This window comes from Dysgonomonas sp. 521 (genome assembly GCF_010501055.1).
GTDB lineage: Bacteria > Bacteroidota > Bacteroidia > Bacteroidales > Dysgonomonadaceae > Dysgonomonas.
In genome coordinates this window covers 1-2,704 of the sequence record NZ_QVMO01000189.1, presented here as the reverse complement: position 1 = coordinate 2,704, position 2,704 = coordinate 1, and the positions used below count along the sequence as shown (strand labels likewise).

4 protein-coding genes are annotated in these 2,704 nt (G+C 26.8%); 2 read left to right on the top strand and 2 right to left on the bottom strand.

Going from position 1 to position 2,704, the window contains the following annotated elements:
• Window positions 1–266 precede the first annotated feature (266 nt).
• Window positions 267–1,430, bottom strand: coding sequence for a hypothetical protein (locus D0T84_RS21980; protein WP_163310056.1), 1,164 nt, complete (start codon window positions 1,428–1,430; stop codon window positions 267–269).
• Window positions 1,402–1,926, bottom strand: coding sequence for a hypothetical protein (locus tag D0T84_RS21975; RefSeq protein ID WP_163310055.1), 525 nt, complete (start codon window positions 1,924–1,926; stop codon window positions 1,402–1,404). Before D0T84_RS21975 ends, D0T84_RS21980 begins: the two co-directional genes overlap by 29 nt.
• Window positions 1,927–2,013: 87 nt before the next feature.
• Here D0T84_RS21975 and D0T84_RS21970 point away from each other — a divergent pair, with 87 nt between their 5' ends.
• Window positions 2,014–2,202 carry an NUMOD3 domain-containing DNA-binding protein gene (locus D0T84_RS21970; RefSeq protein ID WP_163310054.1) on the top strand — a complete coding sequence of 63 codons (189 nt, stop codon included), beginning with the start codon at window positions 2,014–2,016 and terminating at the stop codon, window positions 2,200–2,202.
• A 32-nt stretch (window positions 2,203–2,234) separates the two neighbouring features.
• Entirely contained in the window at window positions 2,235–2,462 is a 228-nt protein-coding gene (locus D0T84_RS21965) for a hypothetical protein (RefSeq protein WP_163310053.1), read from the top strand.
• The last annotated feature ends 242 nt before the right edge of the window (window positions 2,463–2,704 follow it).

Genomic DNA, 2,704 nt, shown 5'->3' with positions numbered 1-2,704 from the left:
AATAACAAAGATTATAGTTATGCGCCTTTCTTTTTTATGTCTAATTCAATAATTTATTGTACTTTAAATAATTCATCTAATAATATGGAGTTGTTTAGAATTGCTTCCCTGACCTCTGTATCCTCCCACTGCCTATAAAACAGACAACTATTGAGCTATATTGACCAATTGTTTGTAGTACATACTGCTGATAAAAATTGGCCCCAGAAAAAATTGGCATCTCTACAATGAATTGAATTATATTGATATTTATTTATTTTGTATTTTTATTTTGAAATGGTATGGAATACCAATACTCCATTTTCTACAATAATTTCAACTTCACCATCTTCAATCCATTTTAAGATACCTTTTGCTGATTTATAATTTTCATCATTGGGATTGCTTGCATAGTTTCTTAACTCTTCAATATAGGCATCAATGTAAGGCTGATTTAATTGTAGTTCTTCAATTTCTTTTTTCCATTTATCAGGAGTAAAATATTCAATAGATATAGAAGGATTAAGATTATACTTGTGATAGACCTGTTTCATTACCTTTTCAATTTCATCAGGTTGATATTTTTCTGTTCCTTTGGTATCAAGCATAACAATTGCATCATGTATGGTTAATACATTACAACCTCTTTTCTTATATAGTTTTTCAAGTATCTGATGAAAAATTTCAGCTTCTAAGCCCATCATCATATTACTTAATAGTTTGGTGTCTTCTTTGGGCTTATATACATTTATTAGGTCATATACATTTTTATATTTCTTTTTGAAAGCTTTGGCAAAACCCTTATACCTTGTATTGGTAGTTTTTGAATAAAATACTTCCTTAAACAATGTAGTCTTAACTTCATCCCTTAACAATCCACTACCCTTAAATTCAGTTGTAAAATCCTCCCAAAATTTTCCAAGTGAAGTTTTAACCATATATTCAATTACATTTGTTGGTATCTTATTTGCATTTTTTGAAATTTTCTGAATGTTGATTTTCAATGATTTATAAAAATTCTCATTATCATAAGGGGATATAACATAATTATTGTAAGAATATATTTTATTAAAAGAATTAATTTTATAATCATCAATTATTTTATATAAATAATTTAATTGATTTTCATTTATTTCATATTTCTTAATCAAATAATAATTTAATAATAATGGATGGGAGTTGCTTATATCCAATGAATATTTGATGTTTAGAAATGATCTTAAATATCTTGGTGTTCTTGATAGAATGGTATGGATTCTGTTATTCTTATCAATGCTTATAATTTCAAAAGATGTTTTGTCTTTGTATTGGTAAAATACATTCTTGTAATATTTTTCCTGTCTGATACTCTGATATTTTCTTGTGTTGATAAACTCTTCTGCTTCATCTATATAAGTTAGTTTCAGTTGATTCAAAACTTTATTATATTTCTCCTTTATTGTGTTTTCCATATTCTTTAATCAGTTTAATTGCTTTATTATTGTATTTTATCAGTTTTGGATTTAGGGTTTCAATGGTTGAAATTTTATTGTAGTAATTTTGGTGAATGGCATAGGATTTTGAATATTTTTCAACCAAATACATTTCATTAATGGTTATTATTTCCTTTTCTTGCAGTGTCAATAAAATTTCCTGATAATCATTCCCAACAAGTTTTTGTAGGGCTGATGCATTCAGATTTGTGATCCCATTTTCATTATTGGTACACCTGCAGGCAATAAGATGAATTAGGTAAACAATTTTATGGTATAAGGGCAACCTTTTGTTTTTTAATACCTGTCCTTTCCTTACTTTCTTGCCTTTTTCTTCCTCCATGTAGTATTCAGCAAAAGGACTTTCAGAAACATTGTCTATTGGTTGTTTCCTTTCAATATGATAATCAATAATCTCATCAATATTTAAACCATTAATGAAATACTGCCTTATTTTTTCTGCTTTTTTTGTCATTTCATATCACTTTCTTAAAGACGATAGTATTTATAAATATCAATACAACTCAATGTGTTTCAATAAATATATAATTAAAAAATGAATATGGCAAAAAGGCAATGGAGGGAAAGCTCTCCAGAAACAAAAATGAAGCAGTCCCTAAAAAAACAAGGGTGCAATAATCCAAATTATGGAGGAAAAATTACAAAATCTGATGAGGTAAGAAAAAAGATTTCAGATTCATTAAAGTTATATTGGCAAAATTTGCCATCAAAGAATGATAATCCAAATTAAAATATTAAAATAACCTCTAAAATTTGAATACAATGAAAATTAGTGACTTAACAAATGAAGAAGTAAAAGCAATAGTAACTGAGGTGCTTTTTAATTATAAAATAGAGAGTATTATTTTTGAGAATCTTATTGACAATATAAGATATGAGATACTACAAAAGATTGAAGAATATCCAAACCACGAAGAAGGACAGAGAGTAGCTTCACTTATACGAGATGTATTTGATTCTTGCCAACTTATTATTCAAATAAATGAGTAGTTTAGCATAACATTGAGACACGTTCATTATACGAAGTGTATTTTTATTTATATTTGCTTCAACAATATTATTATCAGCGATTTAAGTAGTATTTTTGGGGCTAAAAAAGTGTATTTTACCCTGTGTACAAGCCTTATAAATCGCATTGGTATTTATATTTCTGAAAAAATATTTATTCTCTGAATTATATAGTTAAAGTGAATTGTTTTTCTCTTTGATTAACTTGTATATTTGCTCCAAAT

Bases quoted from the DNA above. Each gene is read 5' to 3' on its own strand.
- D0T84_RS21980 (WP_163310056.1), bottom strand. From the start codon at position 1,430: ATGGAAAACACAATAAAGGAGAAATATAATAAAGTTTTGAATCAACTG.
- D0T84_RS21975 (WP_163310055.1), bottom strand. From the start codon at position 1,926: ATGACAAAAAAAGCAGAAAAAATAAGGCAGTATTTCATTAATGGTTTA.
- D0T84_RS21970 (WP_163310054.1), top strand. From the start codon at position 2,014: ATGGCAAAAAGGCAATGGAGGGAAAGCTCTCCAGAAACAAAAATGAAG.
- D0T84_RS21965 (WP_163310053.1), top strand. From the start codon at position 2,235: ATGAAAATTAGTGACTTAACAAATGAAGAAGTAAAAGCAATAGTAACT.